We start from the raw sequence: 591 nt of genomic DNA, 5'->3' as shown, positions 1-591 counted from the left end.
GATGCCACCCATGACGATAGGAAATTGCGCCACATTGCGCCTGGCGATCTCCTCCAGCGAAAGCGGTGCATCGGTCGCGGCGAAATCCATCTCCGGCTGCGAAAGCCGCATGACGCCGGCCAACGAGCCGACCAGTTCGTAGTCGACGCTCCAGTCGAGGGTAAAGTAGTCGCCTCCGTCGGCCCGCGCCTCTTTGTAGGCCTTGGCCCAGGCCGAAATGACCGGCGCGGCAAAGGTCGAACCCGCACCACGAATTGGTTCTGCGCCAGCGGGTAAGGCCGATAGCAGTGCCAAGAAGATCGCCAGGCAAAATGCCCATGCCCCTGCAACTTGTCTCACGAGCGTCCCCTGCGTTCGTGAGCAAACGCTAGTGACCGCCCGTAACGCTAAGATGACAAGCTTAGGAGACTTTGCCGGACATCCAACCGTTCGGCATGATTGAGGGTTGGGTCATCCCTCAATCGGGTGTGCAGTTGCAGCGCCGCGGCGCAGCAGAAAAGAAATCACGATCGCAGCCGAGGTCACTGCTCCTGCCACAGCAAAGGTGATCCGCATCCCGGTGGCGATGGTCTCGGGATGCGAAACCGATCC

General features: G+C 60.7%; 1 protein-coding gene. It reads right to left on the bottom strand.

Annotated elements, in window-relative coordinates:
- Positions 1-339, bottom strand: a 339-nt coding sequence (locus G3A47_RS23080; RefSeq protein WP_208328432.1) for a substrate-binding domain-containing protein, incomplete at its 3' end; no start/stop codon positions are given.
- Between the last annotated feature and the right edge of the window lie 252 nt (positions 340-591).

Source organism: Flavobacterium poyangense, from assembly GCF_011751075.1.
Classification (GTDB): domain Bacteria; phylum Bacteroidota; class Bacteroidia; order Flavobacteriales; family Flavobacteriaceae; genus Flavobacterium; species Flavobacterium poyangense.
The sequence above is the reverse complement of the archived record's forward strand: the minus strand, read 5'-3'. Positions and strand labels throughout refer to the sequence as shown.